Raw genomic sequence first — 23,477 nt, 5'->3', positions numbered from 1 at the left:
TTCAATATACAGAATTTAATTTTCAAAAGTGTTCAATTTGAAATTGCAATTTTCGAAAAGAATAAAAAGCCGCTAAAATTCAAATTTTTCAAATTATTGTAGGCTGGCGTCATTAAATATTGTGTACTAGCGTCTATTGCCATGCCGATTGTTACCATGGCGAAGACTAAGATAAAGCGTCCCCTATGTATCTCGTAAAATCCCTTAATATTCATTCATACTCACATCCATCATATTATTGAAACTATCATATTTTTATTTATTTTTAATTTTACCCCCCTGTTTTTAATTTTCAACTCAATTTTGCCAAGTGGTTAAAAAATTACCCCAAGATGCAAAAAAAGCATGCCAACTTGACATGCTTCTCATCAAAAATATGATATTTTTTTACTTTTCAAACCAATCCCAATCGTTGCCCATAACGTGAACTTTGCTATCACTGTTATCAGCACTACTGATTTTTTCAGCTCTTGTAGGACGTTCAACTGTATATTCATCGCGCGTATTCTTCTTCACGATGCCTTCAAATTGAATTACATCGCCCTCTTCTAGATTTAAGTCTTTGAATGCCTTAGTCATATGAAGGGCAATTTGTTTAACCACTACATTATCTTCATTATCGACAGTTAACTCAGTAAAGATCCCTTTATGATCGTCAGGACGTAGAAACTTCGCAGTAAAGATATGACGATCTCCATCTGCATATTTTGCTAAACTCTCATTGTATATATCAATCATCTGAAAATTCTTCCTTCCGTGTCCACTATAACATTTTTTACTTGTATCGACGCATTTTCATAAGAAAAAGAGCGGCAAACGCACACAGTTGTCGCTCTTTAGCAAGATGATGGAATGAAGAAATTTTTTAATTGCTTATTTCACTTCTAAAGGAGGAAGGATGCTCATCCAGCCACCTGTTATAGTAGTTCTAAATTGTTGATTTGTTAAATGGTTTTAATCTTTTATTCAGCAAGTGCCTTTACTTTAAGTAGCAATGCAATTTTGGCAACATCAGCTTCGTTTTCTGCCACGATCATTGCCTCGTTTGTTAGCGGATAATCAATTGCCTGTTCATGTTCTAAGGCAAATAGTTGCAAAAAAGTTCTCGTGCTCCGACCATTACCTTCTCTAAAGGGATGAAAGAAATTAATCTTGTCGATCAAACTCGCATAATTTTCAGCAGTCAACGGTCCTTTTTTCGGTAAATTAGAAATAGCTTCGTTAATATCCTCTTCGGCGTAGTCAAAGCGTTCACGAGGAAAAAAGACGGTATTTCCTTTACGAAAATCACCCTTGCGGTAATGTCCCGCCCATTCATATAAAGGTGAGAACATTATCTTATGAATTTTCTTTAAGTCTTCAATTTGGCCTACTTTAACTTTTTCCTTTAACAGCAATAATTCTCGCTCAGCTGAAATTTGAAATTCCAAGTCTGCTAATTTTGCTGCATCCCTAATCCCCAACTTATTCTTCATTGTTCCATTAGGATAAAGAGTCACTGAAATCCAATCTTCTGCCATTAAAATGCCTCATTGATTTCATCAATAATACTTTGATCTGGCTTATTTGCCTGGTCAACTAACCATGCAATATCTTTAGTTTCCGGCTTCCAACCCTCTAAGTGATTATTCTTTACTACAAAACAAATTTGTTGAAACATTTGGGGATCAGGAATTGTTACTCCTTGGATTGTTTGTTTATCTACATCAATTTCTAGTTTATAATCTTGCATTTTATCTACCAATATTTCTCAAGTGGGCGTTCATCTCTGCCCTCACGACTTTGACGCAAGTGCTCTGTAATTATCATCGTCAACACTTCTGCCAATTTATCTATTTGTTCTACGGTTACATATTCATACCGGCCATGATAATTACCACCACCATTGAATAAGTTCGGAGTCGGAATGCCTTTTGGCGTAATAAAGTTACCATCAGTACCGCCTCTAAATGATTGAACATGTGGTGTCAGACCACACTTGCGATAAGCATCTAAAGCTAAGTTGACGATATATGGCTTATCCTTTAATCCATTATAGATGTTCTCATATTGACGACGAATCTTAACAGTAAAGCGATCGCTGCCATATTTTTCATTCAGCTTCTGAACGATTTCTTTAATTAAATTCTCTTTTGCAATGAATTTATCCCATTCAAAATCACGAATTATCATACTAATATCCGCATGGTCTACCGTGCTTGTAGCATCAGTAACTAAGAAAAAGCCCTCATGATTGCGTGATTTTTCTGGAACTTCATCTTGCGGTAATGCTGATAAAAATTCGTTCATTAATGTGGTGGCATTGACCATTAGGCCGTAAGCTTCACCGGGATGCACAACGGTGCCTTTAATATGAATAGTAGCTTCAGAAGCATTAAAGGTATCATAAGAAAAATCACCGGGGCGGCCATTATCTAAAGTATAGGCAAATTCTACGCCAGGAAAATCGTGCGGATCAAAATATTTACCGCCGCAGCCAATTTCTTCATCAGGGCCAAAAGCAATATATACGTCTCCATGTTTAGCATCGGGATGTTCTACCAAATAGCGTAGCATGGAGAGTGCCCCAACAATACCAGCTTTGTCATCAACACCCAATAAAGTATGACCATCTGAAGTAATTAATGTTTGGCCTTTTAAATTTAACAAATCCGGAAATTCTGCAGGATCGAGAACTATTCCTTCATCTTTGTCTAAATAAACCTTTTCTCCATCATAATCAGAATGAACTTGGGGCTTAATATTTTCAGCATTAAAATCTGCAGTATCAACATGCGCAAAAAAGCCAATCGGTGTAACCTCATCAATTGTATTTTTAGCTAATTTTCCAATAGCAAAGGCTGTTTTATCATTGTAATATGCGTCGAGTCCCATATCTTTTAATTCTTGTACCAACTCTTTAGCTAATACAACTTGACCATGTGATGATGGAATTTGGTCATGATGCTCAAAGAAAGAACGCGTATTTTCCTTAGCATAATGAATAAATTTATTTTGTTCGTAATTTAAATTATAGAAACTCATATCTCACGCCGCCTTTTCATTTTAATTTCATATTGTATTCAGTATAATAGATTACTTTTCTGAATTAAAGTATTTTTCACAAATCGCAACCATAAGTAGATTCAAAAAAGAATATAATGAATTGGCAAGAATTATTTGAATGAGAATAGGAAAAACTCATGGATGAATTATTTGAAAAAGCACCTATTAAAAAAGTCCATTTTAAATTAGCCTTCCCTGTGGTGCTAGGGATGATTACCACAATGATTTATAACTTAGCTGACACGATGTTTGTAGCTAAGACTGGTAATACTGACTTGGTGGCCGGAGTTACGATTGGCGCTCCGCTATTTACCTTTTTAATTGCTGTTTCTGATATTTTTGGACTTGGTGGCAGCAGTTTGATTTCACGTCTTTTTGGTGAAAAGTGTTATGATTTAAGCAAAAGAATCAGCAGTTTTTGTTTATTTGGGTCTGTAATTGTTGGTATCATTTTGACAGTTTTGCTTTTAGTTTTTGCCAAACCAATTTTTATCCTTCTAGGAGTTAAAGCATCTACTTATTCATATGCTTTTGATTTTTATCGGATTATCGCTCTGGGATTGGTATTTATCATCTTTTCTTTAGTTCCACAAAACCTAATTCGAACTGAAGGCTTAGCTTTTGAGGCCATGCTCAGCACAATGATAGGAACTATTTTAGCTATTATTCTACATTAGCTTAAATCCGAAAATTATGAAGATTTCTAGGCAAAATATTAAGGACGTGATTGCCATTGGTATCCCGGGGTCAATTACCAACTTTGCTCAAAGTTTTGGTATGGCTTTATTTAACTCGTCTCTTGCCGCATACGGTGCTAACAAAGCTGCCGCTATGGGAATCACTCAAAAAATTTATAGCATCGTCATTTTAGTTATTGTTGGTTTTGCCTTCGGTGCACAGTCATTGATTGGTTATAATTATGGTGCTAAAAACTGGCAACGATTAAAAGACATTTTACGCTTTGATACTCTAGTTTTAGTAGCATATGCAATTATCGTTGGTGGCTTAGTGATCATCTTTGCCAAACCAGTGACTGCACTATTTATGAATCAAGCCTCAATTATTTCAGCTGGTAGCTACATGTTAATTGCCACGATTATTACTACCCCGTTTGTTGGAATTATTTTAGTTTATACTACAGTTTTCCAATCAATTGGGGATGCCTGGGGAGCCTTCGTTATGGCAATTACTCGTCAGGGCATCATTTATTTCATTGTGTTAGAAATTTTGAAGAGTACTTTAGGCTATCATGGTATCGTTTGGTCACAAGCAGCAAGTGATATTCTAACCTGGATTATCGGTTACTTCATGTTTAAAAAGAGTCTAGATCTAAAAGATAAGTTAAAGAAATAAAACAATAAAAGACCTGCAGAATTTGATATTCCGCAGGTCTTATTTTTATCTCAATTATTCATAAATAATAACTGGTTCATTCTTAGAAATGTTATTCCAAACTTTTCTAATCTCGCTAGGCTTAACATTGACACAGCCATGTGAGCCACCTCTTAAGTAGGCCTTCTTACTCCAATCGGTTCTCCAACTAGCATCATGGAAACCAGAACCACTTAAAGTAAATGGCATCCAGTATTTAACTGGTGAAGCATAACTTGAACCATCGTCATTGGTACCACGCAAAATACTTGGAGATTCCTTGTAGTGAATGTACCAAACACCACGTGGAGTTTGATCACCCTTGCTACCTTCCATTGTACCAGTAACTACATCATCCAAATGTGCAGCTAACTTACCTTTTCTAACAAGCCAAACCTCTTGCTTCTTTAATGAAACAACTGTATAAGTATTGCCGATTTCATGATTACTCCTACCGTAACCATGAGCGTAAGTACTATAGCCTAAACCATAAATTGCATCAGCACCATCAAAAGTGGTTTTCCCATCTGCAAAAGCTTGTAAGATCAAACGACGAGCCTTTTTAACATAAACGCCCCAGCCCCAGGTCTTATTTTTAATGGTAATTGTCTTACCCTTAACCTTATTACCAGTAGGAACCGTAAACTTATAGCTTTTATGCAAAGTAGAAACTTCTTTATCAATTTGGTTTAATTTTTCAGTTAATTTAGATGTATCGCCAAATTGATATTTACCATCTCGGTAGCTGACATCATTTAAAAGATCTTTGGCCTTTAACTGATAACTCTTGCCATTAATTTTGTAAGTCAATTCAGCCTTCTTTAACGCATTCAACTTCTTCTTAGCAGTAGCTAAATTTTTAGTAGTAAAATTATAGGCTTGATCTGAAGGCGTCTTAGTTTGTTGCTTTTTAAACAGTGCTTCAGTTTCTGCCTCATCGATTGTCGGTGCGGTCGTATTATAGCTATAAACCAATTTTTCATTTCTTAATTGCACATGATTTTTAGCTTTTTTATTTACTTTGGCAGTTGCCTTAGCAACAGTTAATTTGCCAACCTTCACACCATCGATTTTAACATTTGGATTAAAGTGTGTTCGTGCATACTTCTCCGCTGCAGCTTGACTGGCTACACGATGATTGTGAATACCAAAACCTGCAATAATGCCGACCACAACTAAAATACCAACTATTAATATGATTAGATTGCTTCGTTTATTTTTTCTTTTTAGATCCTCGTTCATACTATTCTACCTTTATTCCCATAAGTAAGCTAATAGTTTAAGTATAGCACCCAAGAACATATGTGTAAAATCTTATGTTTTTATTTGGCTTTTTTCATGATAACTCTCGTCGCATCCTTCAATGCAAAATATAATATTGGCGTACAAATTGCAGTTGAAATTGAGTTAATTACGGTTGTAGGCAAACTTACAAATGCACCAATATATGCTACTTGTAAGCTCGTTCCTACCATTAATGCTTCAACAATTGAAACGCAATATGTAGTAAAAATTTTAGTCACACCGGCAACAATACCTAAAATGATAATATTCTTCTTACTATCTTGATAATTCATCCCTTTAAAAATTAAGCTCAAAACTGTCGCAACCACAACAACTTCAAGCATAGTGAGCCATGATGTAGCAGCATAACCATTTAATAAATCAAAACCACCTAAACCAATAATTCCGGCAATCATCCCATTGCGATAACCCAAATAAAGAATAGCTACTGCCGTCAAAGTATTGCCAAAATGAATAAATGGTCGACCTACCATAGCAGGTACAGGAATTCGTAAGACCCAGATACCAATATAAATAATTGCTGCAAATAATCCGGTAAAAATCAATGCTTGTAAAGAATTTTTATCTGTTTTCATTATTTTCTATTCCCCACCTTTTCTAATAGCCAATTTAATCCTGCTGCATAATTCGGCCCTAAACGCGGATCTTGCTTAGGAGTATTCAAAATAGCTCGTTCCACAAAATCAGCCGCAATAGAGCAACTTTCTTTTAAACTATATTGATGTATAAATGCCGCTAAAAAGACACTCGCAAAAATGTCGCCGGTACCAAAGAAGCTTCCTGGCAATCTTCTCTGGGTTAGTGACCATTCTTTTCCTTCAGTAATGCCCACTTCTCCGATTTTTTCATCTGACAAATCTATTCCAGTGATAATTACATTAGGAATATCAAATTTAGTCGATAATTCTTGCGCTAAACTTGTAGCCGTTTGAATGGTATTCTCTTCAGCTTTTTTTCCTAATAAAAATGCAGCTTCAGTCATATTTGGCGTTAAAATTGTAGCCTTAGTAACCAATTGCCGCATTTTTTCAATATACTGCTGGCTTAAGCTACGATACATTTTGCCATGATCCGCCATCGCCGGATCTATTAAAATAATTTTTTGACTAAGTAACTCTTTATTTTGCAGCCAAAAATCTAATGCATTTTCACCTAAATAACCTAAATACGCTGCTTTAAAACTTATATCTAATTCTTGCCAATGTTTAGTGATTTGAGTCATTTCATGACTTAAATCTAAATATGTATTATTGCCAAAACCACCAGTATGCGTTGATAAAATTGCAGTCGGTAATACAGTGAGCTTCAACCTACATGCACCCAAAATTGGCAGGGCAACACTCAATGAAACTTGCCCCATACATGATAAATCTTGACTGATTAATACTCCCCCATCAATCATTTTTTACTCCAATCAAAAAATCCTGCTATTAGCTTAACATAGTTAATAGCAGGAAACATTAAAATTTAACGTGCATTGAATGTATTTGGCTTGATATGATTTAAAATTTGGTAACCAATTGCTTTGTTTCTATTTTCATCATTTTGAGTTTGATTTAAAAACATGATTAAACCATTTTGATTATCAGATGTCATTTGAATCCAATTACCAAAGTGAGTGTTGTATAAGTTACCATATGCTGACTTCAAGGTACCGTTATTCTTGATATACATACCACCTGAATAACCATTTGGAGATTTAGAACTCAAGTTAGTCATGTAATTATACTCGGTTTTATTCAAAATCTTTCCATTTGTAAGTCCAACTTGAATACGGTAGTAATCCATTGGTGTAGAGAACAAATTACCTGCACCAACTAATTGAGAAGCTTGTTGTTTTTTAGCATATTGTGCCCATTGATAATTTTTCCGATTCCAAGTATAAGAAATACCATCAGTCATACCAGCTGGAACATCTTCCAAGAAGTAAGTTCTCTTTAAATTAAGTGGATTAATAATTCGTTCTTTAACATTATCTTTATATGATTTGCCTGTAACTTGACGAATAATTCCTGCTAACAAAATATAGTTGGTATTATTATAAGAAAAATTGCCTGGTTTATTTTGACTAGTAGAATTTAACTTATCAACCACCCAATTGATGGCACTAGCTTCAGAAACTACGGACCCACGGTTAACTTCCGTGTCACTAGCCTTAAGTCCTGAAGTGTGCGTCATCAAATTACCAACGGTAATATCTGATGAGCCCTTTAAGTTGGGATACCAAGTTGAAATTTTAGTATCTTGATTAAACTTTCCGGCATAGATTAATTGTGTAATCATTGCAGCCGTAATTACCTTTTGCAATGAACAAACAGGATAAACAACCTTTCTATTTCCAGCACCAAGACGCTTGCCATAATAGCCATAGCCATAACTAATTTGTTGTGGATGACCATCTTTAATAATTACGGTAGTACCTCGTGCATAATAATTAGCCAGTGTACTTCTAACAAAACTACGCATTTCAGTTTGATTATAACTTGCGGCATTTACTTGATTAGCGGCTGCTAACCCACCTATTGGTAAAGAGGCAGCCACAGTAAGTGAAGCGGCTGTTTTAATTAATGCCTTTCTTAAATTAATTTTTTTCGTTTTAATTCCCTCCAGAATCGATCAGTTCTTTATAAAATATATTAGCATTTATTTTTTTCAGTGAAGTTACAGATTAGATAAAAATTATTCATACTTAATATGGATAGTCATCTAAATGATCTTTTTCCGTAATTTTGCGGATAACTTTAGCTGGAACTCCCACTGCTAAGGAATTATCTGGAATATCATGCGTAACTACAGCACCTGCTCCAATTACACAGTTGTCGCCAATCGTCACTCCTGCACAAACAGTAACGTTGCTGGCCAACCAGCAATTATTCCCTACCTTAATAGGTGCACCATATTCAATATCTGCCATTTTGCCATCTGCTTGCATTCTAGGATTTCTTTGTTCAGGTAGTAAGGGATGCAAAGGTGTGGCAAAAGTAACATTAGGGCCACACATCACATTATCACCAATGGTAATTGGACAAGTATCCAGAATCGTTAAATTAAAATTAGCATAAAAATGATCACCTAATTTAGTAAAGCGACCATAATCTACCTCGATCGGTCCTTGCAAATAAACCCCTTCTCCGTGATCCGGAAAAAGCCGATCAATAATAGCTTTTCTTTCTAACTTATCTTCATCAGTTGTCAAATTATAATCTCGTGATAAACGATGTGCCAAACTAGAAAAATGTCCCAATTCTTCGGTATCAGGGCGATATGGTTTACCAGCGAGCATGTTCTTAGTATTTTCTTCCATAATTATTTTTCCGCATTCTTTTTAATTTTTTGATCATTAATAATAATTATATGATAAACTAGTTACTGTTGTTAAAAAATAATATATTAAAGAGGAAAAAATGCAAAAGAAAAATATTACAGCTATTTGTATTGGATTGCCTGTCTTTTTGATCTTGGCAATCTCAATCATGATTCATGCCAGCTGGATTAATGGTTTTGACAACTTCTTTGAACAAATTGTTCATACCATTCCTAATCTACAAGGCATTATGAAAAAGATTACTTTTTTAGCAGATACTAAAGTTGATTTAGTATGGATGATTTTAATCGCCATTATTTTATGGATTAAAAAGCAACGCCCTCTTTCGCTTAGTATCGTAATTACTTTAATTACTGCAGATGCTTTTGGATGGGTGGTAAAACACATTATTCAACGTGCCCGCCCTGTGCAACACTTGGCCGTAGATGATGGCTTCAGTTTTCCTAGTGGTCACACATTAGGAATGGCAATTATCGTCTTTTGGTTAATGATGATTTTAATCCCAGCATTAGTAAGAAATAGAACTGCCAAGATTTGGTTGAATGTTTTATTAATCGTTTGGCTGATTTTAGTCATGATTTCAAGAGTATATCTTTATGCTCACTTCCCATCAGATGTTTGTGGCTCTGTTGCTCTTGGAGCAATGTGGGTTGGCATTATCGATGCTATCTGGGATAAAGTTACTCCTAGAACTTCTAAAAATAACTTTTAAAACCAAAACGCTAGTTTTCTAGCGTTTTTTTATGCACAAAAAAAGTCACTAAGGAAAATGTCCTTAGTGGCTTTTCTACACCTTCAAATTTCTTCCTATCAGCAAATGCCATAAGAGACATCTTGCCTAGCCTTTTCATCCTCGGAGCGCTCATCACACGCTCCGCTATTATGATAACAGATTAAATAAGAAATATAAAGTGGTTTGTTTTGATTTTATTGAAACTAAAATTAATTTACCCATTCAGTGATTTTACTGTCATTTTCAGCTACGCCAATCACATTTAAATCTTTAGCCCATTCTTTAAAGTGGTTAACATATGCCTTGCGATTAGCTCCTGCGGAAGTAAAGAATGAGGCTACTTCTCCTTGATATCCCTTAATTTGATCTAATAAGGTCTTGATTGGAGTTGCTGGATAGCCTGACCAAACAGGACTACCAATTAAAATTAAATCATAATTATTAAAATCAATATTATCTAGCTTAATATCTGGAAAACTATTGGCTTGGATTTGATCTAAAGCGATATCATTGGTTTTATATTGATCCGCATCAAAAGTGCCGTCAACAGCATCGACTTCCTTAAGATCACTATCTGAAATTTGAGTATGAATCTTTTCTGCTAATTTCTTAGTATTGCCCGACCATGAATAATACAAAATTAACGTTTTCTTAGCCATAATTAGCCCTTCCTTTAATTATTTTATAGATATAAATAACCTTATAATCATAATTTACCAATTATAGCCGCCAATGTAAAAAGAATAACCTATTAATTTATAAATTGTCTAATTACATTAAGCATTGTGTGACCATATTTTTTCAATTTAGCTTGACCAACACCACTTACCTCTAAAAAATCATTTTCATTTTGTGGCTTAATTTTGGCCATATCATGTAAACTACGATCCGAAAAGATCATAAATGCAGGAACTCTTTGTTTTTTAGCTAGTTCTTTGCGTTTTTCTCTCAAAGCGTCAAATAGACTCACATTTTCATCTTCATCAAAAATTTGCTTCTTCTTTTGAATCTTACTGATCCGCCGTTTTACTATAGCTTTTCCATCTAAAACATCCCAGCCGCGGTTAGTTACATGGAGCAAAGGGTATTTTGTCCCTTCAATTTTTAAATATCCAGAGGCAATTAAATAGTCAATCAAACTTACAGCCTCTTTTTGACTGACTTTTAAGCTATTAAAATGTTCGTATTGCTCCGCATGCATTTCCTGCATCCGCTGATTAGTCGAACCAACTAAACATTGAGCTACGACATTTTTACCAAAACGTCCATCAAGTTCATAAACTAACGCAATAACCTTTTGGGCATCAGTAGTGATATCTTTCAAATCACCTTGATTAAGACAATTTGAACATTTACCACAAGGCGGACAATCTTGACCGAAATAGCGCACAATAAATTGTTGCAGACATTCACCGGTATTTACGTAATCAGTAATCGCCTGGAATTTTTGATATTGTAATTCCTTATATTTTTGATCTGCATCTGATTCTTCAATAAAATAGCGATACTGGTGCAAATCCCCTGGATGGTAAATCATCACTGCTTCACTTTCTTCACCATCTCGGCCGGCTCGACCAGCTTCTTGATAATAGCTTTCAATGTTGCGAGCACTTGATGCATGAACTACAAAGCGGACATTACTTTTATCAATTCCCATACCAAAAGCGTTGGTCGCCACAATTACTTGAAATTCATCAAATTGAAACGCCTCTTGCACTTGTGATCTTTCTTTTGCATTCATCCCGCCATGATAAGCGCCTACTGAAATTTCTTTTTTAGCAAGATAATCCGTTAAAGATTCAACTTTTTTACGAGTATTAGTATAAATAATCCCGGCTTCATCAGGATGAGCCTTAATGTATTGCGCAATGTAAAGCTGAGTATTTTGCGGAGAATTAACCACCTTAAAACTGATATTGGGACGAGCAAATGAAGTAATAATAAAGTTCTCTCGTTGGATATTTAACTGTTGTCCAATATCATCTTGAACTGCTGGAGTGGCGGTTGCCGTCAATGCTAAAATATTCGGCTTACTTTTAAGAGAATTAATTCCTTCAAAAATTTGTCTATAAGCCGGGCGAAAATCGTGGCCCCACTGTGAAATACAGTGCGCTTCATCCACTGCGACTAAATCAACATCTAAGAAGTTAAGCTGATATCTAAAATAATCCATCGTCAAACGCTCAGGCGTAATATAAATTAGTTTGATTTTTCCCTCATATGCCTGACGTAAAATAGGATTTACTTCTTCTTGCGGGGTGGTTGAATTCAATGCCGCGGCGTTAATACCATTTTGTTTTAGAGAATCAATTTGATCTTTCATTAAAGAAATTAACGGTGAAATAACCAGCGTAATACCAGGATTCATTAAAGCAGGAACTTGATAGCAAAGCGATTTACCTGCACCTGTTGGCATAACTGCCAAGACATTTTTTCTATTTAAAATTAAATCAATTACTTTCTTTTGACCGGGACGAAAACTAGAATAGCCAAAAGTTTGTTTTAAAATTTGTTCTGGATTCATAAATTTTCCTAACTTATTTGAAACATTTTCTTTATTTTAGCAGAGTCCATCAAGGATTATAATTGAAGTATTATATGTAAGAAAGAAGGAAAAAAATTGATACATCTTTTTCATCGACGTATCACATTCTCACTCGCTTTAACTATTGGTTTTTTAACTCTGATAATTATCGGAAGCATTTTATTATCACTACCTTTTGCAAATAAAGCGGGACAAACAACTAATTATTCTGATGCACTTTTTACTGCTACTTCAGCGGTTTGTGTTACAGGATTGAGTACAGTTACAACAGCAACACAATGGTCATTCTTTGGTCAATTAATTATCATGATTCTGGTCGAAGTGGGCGGTTTAGGGTTCATGACTTTTGCAGTTATGCTCAGTAATTTTGCTCATCAACGAATGAGTTTAGGCGCAAGAATGCTAACTGGAGAAGCATTAAACCTTAATCGTCCTTCTCAACTTCGAATAGTACAATTGATTATTAAACTTTCCTTGGTCGTTCAACTGATAGGGGCAATATTACTCTTTATCGCTTTAAAGCCGCGATTAGGGATAGGAAAAGGTATTTGGTATAGCATCTTTCATTCGGTAACAGCTTACTGTAATGCAGGATTTGATTTATTCGGACCATCTCTTGAACAGTTTAATAATAATCCCTATTTTCTAACTATTATTATGCTTTTAATCGGTGCTGGTTCATTTGGTTTCTTAGTATGGCGTGACTTGTTAACATATCACATTCATCATAAGCTTACCTTACATACTCGATTGGTATTAACAGTTGGCATAATTATTTTAATATTATCAATAATCGGTTTCTTAATTAGTGAACAAAATCTTAAACAATTTGATGGCAATCTCAACGCTGTTCAGAGATTTTTCAACACATTATTTTTAGCAGTAACGCCAAGAACAGCTGGTTTTGCTTCAATTCCTTATACTAAGCTTAGTGCAGCTAGCATTGTAATTACTATTATCTTAATGTTCATTGGTGGAGCTCCTGGATCTACTGCGGGTGGTGTTAAAACGTCAACAATAGGGATTTTATTCTTACAGAGTTTAGCAACCTTTACTGGAAAAGAAGCATCATTTTCTCATCGTCGCTTCACTCGTAATAATATTAATCGTGCCCTAACCCTATTTTGCTCTGCAATTTTATTAATTATTTTTGCGACACTATTGCTAACTATGACGCAACCACTCTCACCTCATAATGGCATTATCGAAGCAGTTTTTGAAGCAGTTTCTGCATTTGGAACCGTTGGATTAACTCTCGGTCTTACTCCACACCTTAATTTATTTGGAAAAATTATTATTATTGCTTTAATGTTTATCGGACGAGTTGGCATTTATACTTTTATGTATTCTATTTTCAAATCTCATCCTGCTAAACAAAGTTATCGTTACCCAGAGGAGGAAATTATCATTGGCTAATTTACATCAACAACAAAGTTTTGCAGTTTTTGGTTTAGGAAAGTTTGGCATGGCACTGACCATGGCGCTTTTACAAGCTGATCAAGATGTTTTAGTAGTAGATTCAAATGAAGAGGTCGTTAATGATGTCGCTCATTTGGTTACACATGCTGTAATTGCTGACGCTACTGATGAAGAGGAATTACGTGATCTTGATATCGGTTCTTTTGATCACGTTTTCGTTACTATGGGCGAAAACGTGGAAGGTAGTATTATCACTACTATGTTAGCTAAAAAGATAGGTGCACCAGATGTTACTACCCGAGCTAATAATCATAATCACCGTTTAGTTCTAGAAAAGATCGGAGCTGATCACGTCATTGAACCTGAACAAGATATGGCCAGACAATTGATTTTTCATCAGCTTCATCCTAATGTCGTCAACTATTTCAATCTTTCTAAAAACGTATCTTTAGTCGAAGTTAGCGTTGAAAACCCTAGCTTTTTTAACAAATCATTAGGTGACTTGGACTTCCGTAAAAATTACGATGTGAACATCATCGGCATCACTCATAATGGTAAATTGAATCAAGTTCCTCTTGCTACTGACATTATTAATCCGCATGATCGGATCACTTTGATAGGGTCAAATGAAGCCGTGCAGAAGATTAATGAAATTTTACAAGAAGATAAATAAATATAGAGCATTACAAAAAGCCTTGAGAATTTCTCAAGGCCTTTTAATTTGGTCAAAACTTTATTTACTTATAAAAGGTTTCTTCAACGGCATGCGTAATCGCAATTTTATCATGTGCATAAGACAAACCGCCTTGAATATAAAGCATGTATGGATCACGAAGTGGACCATCTGAAGAAAGTTCAATAGTTGAACCTTCGACAAATGAACCTGATGCCATGACAACTTCATCTTCATAACCATCTTGGTGATATGGAATTGGATCAACAAATGAGTTCATTGGTGAGTAATGTTGAATAGCCGCACAGAATTTAACCATTGGGTCTGGTTTACCAAAGGTTACGGTTTGCACAATGTCGCTTCGTGGATCACTCCACTTTGGTGATACTTGCATCCCCATTTCTTCTAACAATGCAGCTGTAAAGACCATTCCTTTTTGTGCTTCACCAGTTGTATGTGGTGCCATGAAGAATCCTTGGTAGATATCACGTAAATAGCCCCAAGTTGCGCCTTCACCTTTACCAGCACCAGGAACAGTTAAACGCGAACCTGCTCCATCGATTAAGTCTTGACGACCAACTAAGAATGCGCCACCCTTTACTAAACCAGCACCCGCATTTTTGTAAAGTGAACCTGCCATCATATCTGCGCCGTAGAAAGTTGGTTCTTCACATTCAGAAAATTCACCATAGCAGTTATCAATAAAGATGTTAACATCAGGACGAACTTCCTTGATGAACTTAAGCATCTTTTTGATTTTGTCCATAGTAAAAGTTTTACGAGTTGCATAACCCAAAGATCTTTGAATGGCTACTACTTTAATTGACTTGTCTTGCAAATCTTTTTTAGCATTTTCATAGTCAACTTCGCCATTCTTTAATTCAGTTGTCTTGAAATTGATGCCCCATTCCTTCATGTTGCCTGGTTTATTACCAGCAAGACCAATTACTTCTTGGATTGTGTCGTACGGGGTACCTGTCAAATAGTAAAGAGTATCGCCTGGGCGCAACATACTAAAGAGACCGACAGTGATGGCATGAGTACCTGAACCGAATTGTGGTCTAACTAAGGCATCATCAGTCTTGAAATAATCGGCATAAATATCTTCGATCTTGTCACGGCCAATGTCGTCGTAACCATAACCAGTTGAAGGCACGAGATCTTCTTCACCAACATGATGCTTTCTAAACAAATCAAGTACACGTTGTTGATTATATAAAACTTGTTCATCAATCTCATCAATGCGAGGTTGGATCATTTTTTCTACTTTAGTAACTTTATCACTTAATTCTTGTGGTAAATTTTCTTTCCATGAAAAACTCATTTCTTACTCCTTAATTTATCTATCCTTGATAACTTCAGCTTGCACTTTTATGCTGCCATCTTCTTGTGGTTCTAAGTAAACGCCCTGAATTTCTGGTACAAAGCCTGGAAATTTTTCAATCGCATGAGCCAAAACTTCAAAGTATTTTTGATCGATCTCTCCCCACTTTTCACCTGGTGCAACGATAAAGACCCCTGGTGGATATGGCAAGGCACCCTCAGCTGCCGTTCTGCCCACTACATCTTCAAGATCAACTAATTCTGTTTGATCTTTCTTAAAGAGTTGGTCAGCTTCAGCCGGTGTCATTTGGTAATTTTGCATATTAGGCTTAGTAAACAACTCTTGCTGCAGGACAAAAGTTTTATTTTCTTTATAATACTCATGCATTTCCTGGCAGAGCTGCTTCAACGTATAACCATGATAACGCTCAGGATATTCTTGATATAAAAATGGTAAAACATCCTTTACCAAAGCATCTTCATCATAATACTTTTCAAACTTTAAGAAGGCATCCAGCAAAGTATCTAATTCTTCTTGTGAATCACCAGGTGTTAGAAGAAACAGCAAAGAATTCAAATCATTTTTGGCACGAATAATATGATTTTCCATTAAAAATTCTGCAACTACCACACCAGGAATACCGGTTTCTTCATACTTAGCATTTTTGACATCAATGCCCGGAGTTTTAACTGTAATCTTGAGTGGATCGATCATAGCTTCACCACTGCCCATTTTTCTAAAGCCATGCCAATCGTCATCTTGACTCATGTTCCAGTATTTAGCTTCATTCATTAAATCAGCAGTAGGAATTTCAGCAAAATTGTCAGGTACTAATGGCTTAAACAATTTAGATTGCTTTAATAACTTTTGGCGCCATTCAATGCCCATGCGTAGGGTGTCTGCCCACCACTTTTTGTTTCCTTCACCAGCAGTGACATAGGAATTTACTGTAAGGGATGCATATAACGGATATGCATATGAAGAAGTAACAAACTTCAAATAAGCATGATTGAAATGTTTGTGGTCCACATAACGCTTTTGCCCTTTAATATGCGAATCCTTTTTCAAAATTTGTGAAGCTTGAGCCATCCCTGCTTGTTGCTTATGCAAGGATTGAGTTACTAAAATTCCCGGATCATCCGGTCCCAGATTTAAAAGAAGCGGTGACAAGTGTCTCATAATTGGTACAAATTCTTCAAACCCGCCCCAAGCACAGTCAAACAAAATATAATCGCAAAGTTTACCAATTCGATCTACAATCCATTTTGCATCATAGAATACGCCATCATAGGTTTCTGCCTGCACTATTGCTAATCTAAATGGACGCTTAGCCTTGGCTTTTTCTGGATCAACTTTTGCTACTTCAGCTCTAATTTTGTCTTCAGTCAAAAAGTCGGGATCCATCTCACCAATCAGCCCCAAAGCATTACGATCAGTTGAAATGTAAACCGGCTTAGCACCGCTCATGACCAATGCGCTGTTATACAAGGACTTGTGGTTATTACGATCAAATAAAACCAAATCCCCTTCAGATAAAAGTGCGCTAGCACAAATTGAATTAGCACTAGTTGTACCGTTAGTACAGAAGTAAACCTTATCTGCATGATAAGTTTTTGCAGCTAATTTTTCAGCATCAAGTGGTGTACCCGCATGAGTCATAGTATCACCCAGCTGAGGCACAGTATCACTAGTATCAGCAAACATTAAATTCTTACCAAAGAACTTATTGAAAACAACACCTGCTGGATGCTTATCATAATACTGACCATTATGGTGACCTGGGGTAGTAAAACTAATCGGTTTTGCCTGCGCAAAATTAATTAGATCAGTCAAAAAACCTGGCACCATTTTCTGTTCATAATTTTTTGCCAGATCAACAATTTTTTCTCGATCAGCTGTTGAAACTTGCCTATCAACTTCAATTATTGGAATGGAAAAGCCAGATTGATCTCTTAACGCTTGGGCTTGCTTTTGCGCATTAGGATCTTTATTTTGAATTACAATTGCAGCTATTTCTGCACTATTTTTAACTCGATCAATAGGAACTGATTCCCAATTTTTTATTTTGCTTAAATTAACGCCGCTTCCGAACGCTATTTTCAAAAACTCCATGCTTTTCCTTTCCATTTTTATTACAAATTACGAATTCAAGTTGCAAAACTTAAATAATTCTTTATAATCTTTTTACAGTATTATGTAGTTTCTGAATCACTTCACAAATTACGGTACATATTATATAAATATTGGAGGTTTTAAACAAGTGCACTTGCCCTGTTCGCCCCCTGAACATAAAGATATTTAAATGTAATTGAATAAATACTTGGAGGAAAATATTTTTATGTCAGAGGAAATAGAAACCATTAATTTTGAGCCCGGTAAAAAACATTATATGAGCTGGCCGGTCATCGCATTAATCGACTTTGTTACTATCATCAGTTTTGAAAACATCTTCTATCCATTTCAAAACCAAGGATTATCTGTAGTTGTATCTTGGATTTTCCTTTTATTTGCCTACGTTATTCCTTATGCTCTTATGTCCAGTCAAATGGGATTAACGTTTACAGATCAGGCCGGAGGTTTAGCATCATGGGTACGTCATTCATCTAATGACACTCTCGGTTACTGGACTTCTTGGATGTATTGGGTTCAAACTGTACCATACTTAGTTGACGTTTCTAACTCAGTCATCGTGTCATTCTCCTGGATTATTCTAGGAAACAACACGCTAGACAAGCATATGTCTACTTTCTGGTTTGGAATTCTTACTTTCGTAATCATTTTAGTCTTTATCTTGATTGAAAATGCCATTAAGAATTCACTTGAACTGCTCTCATTAATCGGTGGTGGTGCAATGTTCATCATGTCCATGCTCTTTGTTTTACTTGCTGTTTGGGCAGTAATGCATGGTTATCATATTGCCACGCAACCATTTAACTGGGGTGCATTCAAACCATCATTTAGTTTGCGTTACTTCTCTACCACCGGATTATTAATTTTTGCTATGTCCGGTGCTGAACTTGCTGCTCCTTACATTGTGCAAATGCGTGATCCTAAGCACGAATTTCCTAAAGCAATGTGGATGTTGGCATTAATGACTGGTTTCTTAACTATCTTTGGTACCCTAGCTTTAGCAATGTTCTTTAACGCACACCACATCCCACATGATTTCAAGATGAATGGTCCTTACTACGCTTTCCAACTTTTAGGTGAAAGTTTAGGTTGGGGTAAAATCTTGATGTACATCTTTGCAGTTGTCCAAGCTATCTTCATGATGGCTCAATTAGCTGTTTTGCTTGATGCTTCAAGCCGTGTATTTGCTGGTGACGTTGCTGATAGATACATGCCTAAGTGGTTAACCGGTAAAAAGGATAAGACCGGTCGTCCAGTTCACTCATATACTTTAACTTGTGGCTTAGCATTATTCTTACTCTTACTTACTGGTACTTTACCAAACATTAACTCAATTTATAATTGGCTCTTAAATATTAATGGTATTATTTCACCATATAAGACTTGTTGGGTATTCTTTGCTTTCGTAATGTTAAGAATGCACCAAGAAAAGTTCCATTCAGATTATGTCTTTATCAAAAACAAGACTGGTGCTCTAATTATGGGCTGGTGGTGCTTGATCTTCACTTTCATCTGTGCAACTTTAGGATTCATTCCTCAAGAAGCTGAGGCAACATTTGGTAGTGCTGCATTTAACCACCAATTACTTATGAATATCATTACGGTAATTGTTCTCTTCGGTTTAGGATTCTTGCTTCCATGGTTACGTAAGCGCGAAGAAAAACGTGAAATGAATATATAATAAAAAAGGAGATGGCTCTAAGCCATCTCCTCTTTGTTTTGGTTGATAAAATCGAATTGCTTTTGAAAAACTTTTTTCTCACGTAAATCATACACTGATCCAATCACAGGTGTTAATGCAAAAGCTCTTAATGTATCAAAGTCTTCTGTCTTATTTGCATAGATATGATGCATTTCCGGCTTAATTTCAAAAATTTTATTCAAATAAGACGGACTAATTTCATCAACATATCCTTGCAAAGTAAAACCTACGCTAGTTAAAGTTTCTCGACCACGTAATGCTGTGATAGATACGCGATTATGTCTTTTTAGATTACGGTAAAAACTTTTTTGATTCGTAGTAGCGAAAATTAAGCGACCATTTTCATTAAAATCGATGTCTATAACATTGGTATGTGGCTCTCCGTTTTCATCTACTGTACCAAAAATTGCTGAATGAAAGCAATCTACAATTAAATCCAAAAATTCATCATTACCAATATCATCAGTTAATTCAGGAACGTGTTGTCTCATTGTTTTTTTCCATTTCTATATCACTCTATTACATCTTTAATAAAGATTTTATTTCTTAAGTGACATAGTGTCAATGAATATACTACATATTTAGAATAACTTAATTATTGAATCTATTTACACAGTTGTCCTATCCAAAAGCCTATGAAAACTAAAATTACTCCCCCCAGATATGAGGTCACTGCATAAAGAATCAAGCCATGGTAATTTCTACTTTTATATAATTCAACTAATTCAGTATTCATTGTCGAAAAAGTTGTATAACCGCCTAATACACCGGTTCCAACTAAGGAATAGAAAAAGACATTGGTTCCAAGACCAAATATAATGCCTAAAATAAGTGCCCCCGTTAAGTTAATAAACAATGTGGGAGTTGGCAAATTAGAAAACTGTTTACCTATCCATTCCCAATGTTTTTTACCATAATTAGTTATTGCATATCTAATCATCGCACCAATTGACGCACCAAGTCCTGCTAATAGAATCTCCACTTTAATCTTCCTTTCTAAGCAACATTCCCACGTTTTTGCCGATTCTCATACCTAAAAAGGCAAAAATAAAGCCAAAAATAATTGAACTCAAAAAATAAATTAAAGCAGTCAATGGTAAACCGGCTTGAATATTTTTTAAAATATCTAAATTAAAAGTAGAAAACGTTGTAAAAGCCCCCACAAAGCCCGTACCAATTCCTACAGTTAACCATTGACGGAAATCTTTAAATTCCATAAAAAAGTAAGTGAAAAAGGCTAATAAAAAACAACCTATGATATTTCCCCAGAAGGTACCATAAAAACTCCATTGAGCATTTAAGCTATAGCGCGCCATGCCACCAAAAAAGGCAAAACAGGCTATACTAATATAATTGCTAATTTTCATTAAAAACATTCCCCCAAACGAAAAACGTCTACTCCGCCCCTTAAGGCAAAGTAGACGTCATTAGATTTCTCGGTTAATGGTGAACGTCATCACCTATTTAGTTAACAAATATGATGATACAACTTAATTTCAGGTTTCGCAAGTTACTATTTTTTGATTTGCTAGGTTGAACGAAGTGAAACCTAGCTTTTTATCTTTTAAAGTAGAATTTAGTAACAACCTACTTAAGAATGATATGATATAATAAAATAAAAAATTCAAGAAAGGATTTTTGCAATGTTTCCCTATGAAGATAAATTTCAAACATATTGCAAACAAAAAAAGCAATTAGCGCCTTCTACCATTGCACTTGCTGCTAAATCAATCACTACTTTTTGGAATTATTACGCCACTAATATCGGCCCCAGTGCTTCTATCAATGAAGTTACCACGAGCGACATTCGCAACTTTTTAGATTCTCTTGAACAAAAGATGCACTTCAAGAGCAATACAGTTAACAAGTATCTCAGTCACTTAAAAATGTATTTTGTCTTTTTGGCCGAATATGGCTTTATAAATTCCTACCCACTTTTCACATTACGTGGAAATAAATTTGATCGTAAACAAAAGTACGTTATCAACTGGATAGATCATTTGTCAGAATTGACTAAAATGACTAAATTACATCCAGAAACTATTAAGATGATGACAGCTATTTCACTCGGCTACAAGCCAGCTGAAATATTAACTATGCGCATTAACACTCTGCTTGATCAAGTTTCTGATTCACAATTAAAGAAGTATCTACAAGCCTATACTGACTTTTCACAAGATGCTAACCCATATATTTTTGCAACCAAAAGTGGCGATCACTATGCTTCAGATTTTAATATCAATCAAAAAATCGCACCAGATCGTGATCTAATTGGTATGCAACTAACTAGTCATAAATTACGCATGAGCTTTGTTTACTCAATTCTATCTAATCCTAAGCTCTCAGACGAAGAAATCCTCAAAACATTGCGCATCCCTCTTAAATCTCTGAACTACTACCGCAAAAATATGATGCTCTATGTTGAAACTACGGAATTTAAGTTAACTCAACCTTAGTCACTTCTCCACTCGAAAAGCTATGAGCTTCATTATTTGTTAAAATAACCAACTTTCCTGCATCATCAATAGTCTTAACTAGTCCTGTCACTTCTTTTTTACCCAGCTTAAGATTCACTCTTTTACCTATGAGCCAAGATAGTTTGCGATATTGCTCCATAAACTGATTTTGACCATAATTTTTACTTGCTAAATCAACTGCTTGTAAAAGTTCATTGGTCATTTTTTTATACTCAAAAAGAGTATCTGAAATGTACCCTGCTTTGAATCTTATCTGCTCTGGAAAATCGTGCGTTGCGATATTGATGCCGACACCAATTATTAAGCCACTATTCTCATATTCCGTTAAAATACCTGCTACCTTTTTATTTTTTAAATAAATATCATTAACCCATTTCAAACGGAAGTCTTTTTGAGGATAAAATTTTCTGAGCACATCAACTACATTGGTGGCTATACATGGCGTTAATAAATTGATTTTTTCCCGTACAATTTCAAAATTAGGAAAAGCCATACTAAAATAAATTCCTGTTTGAGCGGGCGAATAGAAAAAGCGACCTCGTTTGCCATAAGCATTAGTTTGGCTTTGGGCAACAAAAGCCGCTTTTTTCTTGTTTTTATTTTTCAAATAATCTTTAGCCAAATCTTGTGTAGATTCAACCTGATCATATTGATAAACTTGCATTTTATCTTAAGTGAACACCCTTATCAACAAAAATCACGTCACCAGTTAAACCAGTTGCTAGATCACTCATTAGGAAAGCACAAGTATTTCCAACTTCTTCTTTAGTGACATTCACACCATCAACGGTTTCGCTTTGAGAGATTTTCAATAAATCAGCATGTCCTTTAATACCAGAAACTGCTAAGGTCTTCATTGCCCCTGCTGAAATAGCATTTACGCGAACACCTGCTTCACCTAAATCACGTGCCAAATAGCGGACACTAGATTCAAGAGCCGCCTTAGCAATACCCATAGTATTGTAATTAGGCAAGGCACGATCGCTACCCATATAAGTTAATGTAACAATGCTGGCAGGATTATTTAAAATAGCAGCTCCTTCTTTGGCAACAGCGAGTAATGAATATGCGGAAACATCTAGAGCTTGACTAAAACCTGCGCGAGTTGAATTAAGAATCGAGCCGCCAAGTTCTTCTTTTTTAGCAAAAGCAATGGCATGAACAATTCCATCGATTTTACCAAAACGACTCTTAATAAGATCAAAAGCGTTGGCAATACTTTCATCATTGGCAACATCACATTCAATTAAACGATTTTCATCCGCTACTAACTTGGAAATAAATTTCTTTAAGCGTTCGTTTTGATATGTATAAATCACTTCTGCGCCTTGCTGCTCCATTGCTTGTGCACATCCCCAAGCAATAGAACGATTATTAGCAACGCCCATTACCAAAATTTTCTTTCCTGTTAAGATACCACTCATTTTT

23 protein-coding genes, 1 pseudogene and 1 riboswitch are annotated in these 23,477 nt (G+C 35.5%); of the genes and pseudogenes, 6 read left to right on the top strand and 18 right to left on the bottom strand.

The annotated features are described in order from the left end of the window. Positions 1 to 387 precede the first annotated feature (387 nt). The 4 genes from CP357_RS00770 to pepT form a co-directional block, all read right to left on the bottom strand. Positions 388 to 738, bottom strand: a complete 351-nt coding sequence (locus CP357_RS00770) for a hypothetical protein (protein WP_087176705.1) — start codon at positions 736 to 738, stop codon at positions 388 to 390. A gap of 224 nt (positions 739 to 962) precedes the next feature. Further along, positions 963 to 1,520, bottom strand: coding sequence for a Fic family protein (locus CP357_RS00765; RefSeq protein WP_098036302.1), 558 nt, complete (start codon positions 1,518 to 1,520; stop codon positions 963 to 965). Then, complete coding sequence (locus CP357_RS00760) at positions 1,520 to 1,732, bottom strand: hypothetical protein (protein ID WP_098036305.1); 213 nt, start codon at positions 1,730 to 1,732, stop codon at positions 1,520 to 1,522. Before CP357_RS00760 ends, CP357_RS00765 begins: the two co-directional genes overlap by 1 nt. 5 nt (positions 1,733 to 1,737) lie before the next feature. Then, a complete protein-coding gene (gene pepT, locus CP357_RS00755) occupies positions 1,738 to 3,024 on the bottom strand; it encodes a peptidase T (RefSeq protein ID WP_098036301.1) in 1,287 nt (428 codons plus the stop codon). A 158-nt stretch (positions 3,025 to 3,182) separates the two neighbouring features. On the opposite strand from pepT, the pseudogene CP357_RS00750 reads away from it, so the two are divergent. Then, positions 3,183 to 4,398: pseudogene (locus tag CP357_RS00750) on the top strand (MATE family efflux transporter). A 54-nt stretch (positions 4,399 to 4,452) separates the two neighbouring features. Here the strand turns inward: CP357_RS00750 and CP357_RS00745 are convergent. The 5 genes from CP357_RS00745 to CP357_RS00725 all read right to left on the bottom strand — a co-directional run bounded on the left by CP357_RS00745 (position 4,453) and on the right by CP357_RS00725 (position 9,025). Further along, entirely contained in the window at positions 4,453 to 5,658 is a 1,206-nt protein-coding gene (locus CP357_RS00745; RefSeq protein WP_098036300.1) for a L,D-transpeptidase family protein, read from the bottom strand. 80 nt (positions 5,659 to 5,738) lie between these two features. After that, positions 5,739 to 6,296, bottom strand: coding sequence for an ECF transporter S component (locus CP357_RS00740; protein ID WP_098036299.1), 558 nt, complete (start codon positions 6,294 to 6,296; stop codon positions 5,739 to 5,741). After that, a complete protein-coding gene (locus CP357_RS00735) occupies positions 6,296 to 7,123 on the bottom strand; it encodes a pyridoxamine kinase (protein ID WP_098036298.1) in 828 nt (275 codons plus the stop codon). Before CP357_RS00735 ends, CP357_RS00740 begins: the two co-directional genes overlap by 1 nt. Before the next feature lie 65 nt (positions 7,124 to 7,188). Continuing rightward, entirely contained in the window at positions 7,189 to 8,286 is a 1,098-nt protein-coding gene (locus CP357_RS00730) for a serine hydrolase (RefSeq protein WP_098036297.1), read from the bottom strand. A gap of 124 nt (positions 8,287 to 8,410) precedes the next feature. Next, on the bottom strand, positions 8,411 to 9,025 hold the full coding sequence (locus tag CP357_RS00725) for a sugar O-acetyltransferase (RefSeq protein WP_087235555.1): 615 nt from the start codon (positions 9,023 to 9,025) through the stop codon (positions 8,411 to 8,413). 100 nt (positions 9,026 to 9,125) lie between these two features. On the opposite strand from CP357_RS00725, the gene CP357_RS00720 reads away from it, so the two are divergent. Beyond that, the gene (locus CP357_RS00720; RefSeq protein WP_025005774.1) at positions 9,126 to 9,758 is read left to right on the top strand and encodes a phosphatase PAP2 family protein; all 633 of its coding nucleotides are present in this window, start codon (positions 9,126 to 9,128) and stop codon (positions 9,756 to 9,758) included. Positions 9,759 to 9,988: 230 nt separating this feature from the next. Here the strand turns inward: CP357_RS00720 and CP357_RS00715 are convergent, their stop codons facing one another. Beyond that, entirely contained in the window at positions 9,989 to 10,438 is a 450-nt protein-coding gene (locus tag CP357_RS00715) for a flavodoxin (RefSeq protein ID WP_098036296.1), read from the bottom strand. A 92-nt stretch (positions 10,439 to 10,530) separates the two neighbouring features. Continuing rightward, positions 10,531 to 12,303 carry a DNA helicase RecQ gene (recQ, locus tag CP357_RS00710; RefSeq protein WP_025005772.1) on the bottom strand — a complete coding sequence of 591 codons (1,773 nt, stop codon included), beginning with the start codon at positions 12,301 to 12,303 and terminating at the stop codon, positions 10,531 to 10,533. Positions 12,304 to 12,399: 96 nt separating this feature from the next. Here recQ and CP357_RS00705 point away from each other — a divergent pair, with 96 nt between their 5' ends. Next, positions 12,400 to 13,740 carry a TrkH family potassium uptake protein gene (locus CP357_RS00705; RefSeq protein WP_098036295.1) on the top strand — a complete coding sequence of 447 codons (1,341 nt, stop codon included), beginning with the start codon at positions 12,400 to 12,402 and terminating at the stop codon, positions 13,738 to 13,740. Next, complete coding sequence (locus CP357_RS00700) at positions 13,733 to 14,416, top strand: TrkA family potassium uptake protein (RefSeq protein WP_087176153.1); 684 nt, start codon at positions 13,733 to 13,735, stop codon at positions 14,414 to 14,416. The genes CP357_RS00705 and CP357_RS00700 overlap by 8 nt, the downstream gene beginning before the upstream one ends. A gap of 64 nt (positions 14,417 to 14,480) precedes the next feature. On the opposite strand, the gene CP357_RS00695 is transcribed toward CP357_RS00700, so the two are convergent. Both CP357_RS00695 and CP357_RS00690 read right to left on the bottom strand, forming a co-directional pair. Beyond that, positions 14,481 to 15,740, bottom strand: coding sequence for a methionine gamma-lyase family protein (locus CP357_RS00695; protein WP_014918875.1), 1,260 nt, complete (start codon positions 15,738 to 15,740; stop codon positions 14,481 to 14,483). Positions 15,741 to 15,755: 15 nt separating this feature from the next. After that, the gene (locus tag CP357_RS00690) at positions 15,756 to 17,852 is read right to left on the bottom strand and encodes a putative ornithine decarboxylase (RefSeq protein WP_098036294.1); all 2,097 of its coding nucleotides are present in this window, start codon (positions 17,850 to 17,852) and stop codon (positions 15,756 to 15,758) included. A 226-nt stretch (positions 17,853 to 18,078) separates the two neighbouring features. Here CP357_RS00690 and CP357_RS00685 point away from each other — a divergent pair, with 226 nt between their 5' ends. Beyond that, positions 18,079 to 19,551 carry an APC family permease gene (locus CP357_RS00685; RefSeq protein WP_098036293.1) on the top strand — a complete coding sequence of 491 codons (1,473 nt, stop codon included), beginning with the start codon at positions 18,079 to 18,081 and terminating at the stop codon, positions 19,549 to 19,551. A 17-nt stretch (positions 19,552 to 19,568) separates the two neighbouring features. On the opposite strand, the gene CP357_RS00680 is transcribed toward CP357_RS00685, so the two are convergent. The 3 genes from CP357_RS00680 to CP357_RS00670 all read right to left on the bottom strand — a co-directional run bounded on the left by CP357_RS00680 (position 19,569) and on the right by CP357_RS00670 (position 20,939). Beyond that, complete coding sequence (locus tag CP357_RS00680) at positions 19,569 to 20,063, bottom strand: pyridoxamine 5'-phosphate oxidase family protein (protein WP_087176156.1); 495 nt, start codon at positions 20,061 to 20,063, stop codon at positions 19,569 to 19,571. Positions 20,064 to 20,176: 113 nt separating this feature from the next. Beyond that, positions 20,177 to 20,554, bottom strand: a complete 378-nt coding sequence (gene crcB, locus CP357_RS00675; protein ID WP_087176157.1) for a fluoride efflux transporter CrcB — start codon at positions 20,552 to 20,554, stop codon at positions 20,177 to 20,179. Between the two features lies 1 nt (position 20,555). Next, positions 20,556 to 20,939, bottom strand: a complete 384-nt coding sequence (locus CP357_RS00670) for a CrcB family protein (RefSeq protein WP_087176158.1) — start codon at positions 20,937 to 20,939, stop codon at positions 20,556 to 20,558. Positions 20,940 to 20,983: 44 nt separating this feature from the next. After that, a riboswitch (Fluoride riboswitch) is annotated at positions 20,984 to 21,042 on the bottom strand. Between the two features lie 173 nt (positions 21,043 to 21,215). On the opposite strand from CP357_RS00670, the gene CP357_RS00665 reads away from it, so the two are divergent. Beyond that, positions 21,216 to 22,028 carry a site-specific integrase gene (locus CP357_RS00665; protein ID WP_098036292.1) on the top strand — a complete coding sequence of 271 codons (813 nt, stop codon included), beginning with the start codon at positions 21,216 to 21,218 and terminating at the stop codon, positions 22,026 to 22,028. On the opposite strand, the gene CP357_RS00660 is transcribed toward CP357_RS00665, so the two are convergent. Both CP357_RS00660 and fabI read right to left on the bottom strand, forming a co-directional pair. Further along, positions 22,009 to 22,713, bottom strand: coding sequence for a biotin--[acetyl-CoA-carboxylase] ligase (locus CP357_RS00660; protein ID WP_098036291.1), 705 nt, complete (start codon positions 22,711 to 22,713; stop codon positions 22,009 to 22,011). The genes CP357_RS00665 and CP357_RS00660 overlap by 20 nt on opposite strands. 1 nt (position 22,714) lies before the next feature. After that, positions 22,715 to 23,473, bottom strand: coding sequence for an enoyl-ACP reductase FabI (gene fabI, locus CP357_RS00655; protein ID WP_098036290.1), 759 nt, complete (start codon positions 23,471 to 23,473; stop codon positions 22,715 to 22,717). Between the last annotated feature and the right edge of the window lie 4 nt (positions 23,474 to 23,477).

This window comes from Lactobacillus sp. UMNPBX6 (assembly GCF_002553975.1).
GTDB lineage: Bacteria > Bacillota > Bacilli > Lactobacillales > Lactobacillaceae > Lactobacillus > Lactobacillus gallinarum.
Note: the sequence above shows the minus strand (reverse complement) of the source record. Positions and strands in the feature narration are given on the sequence as shown.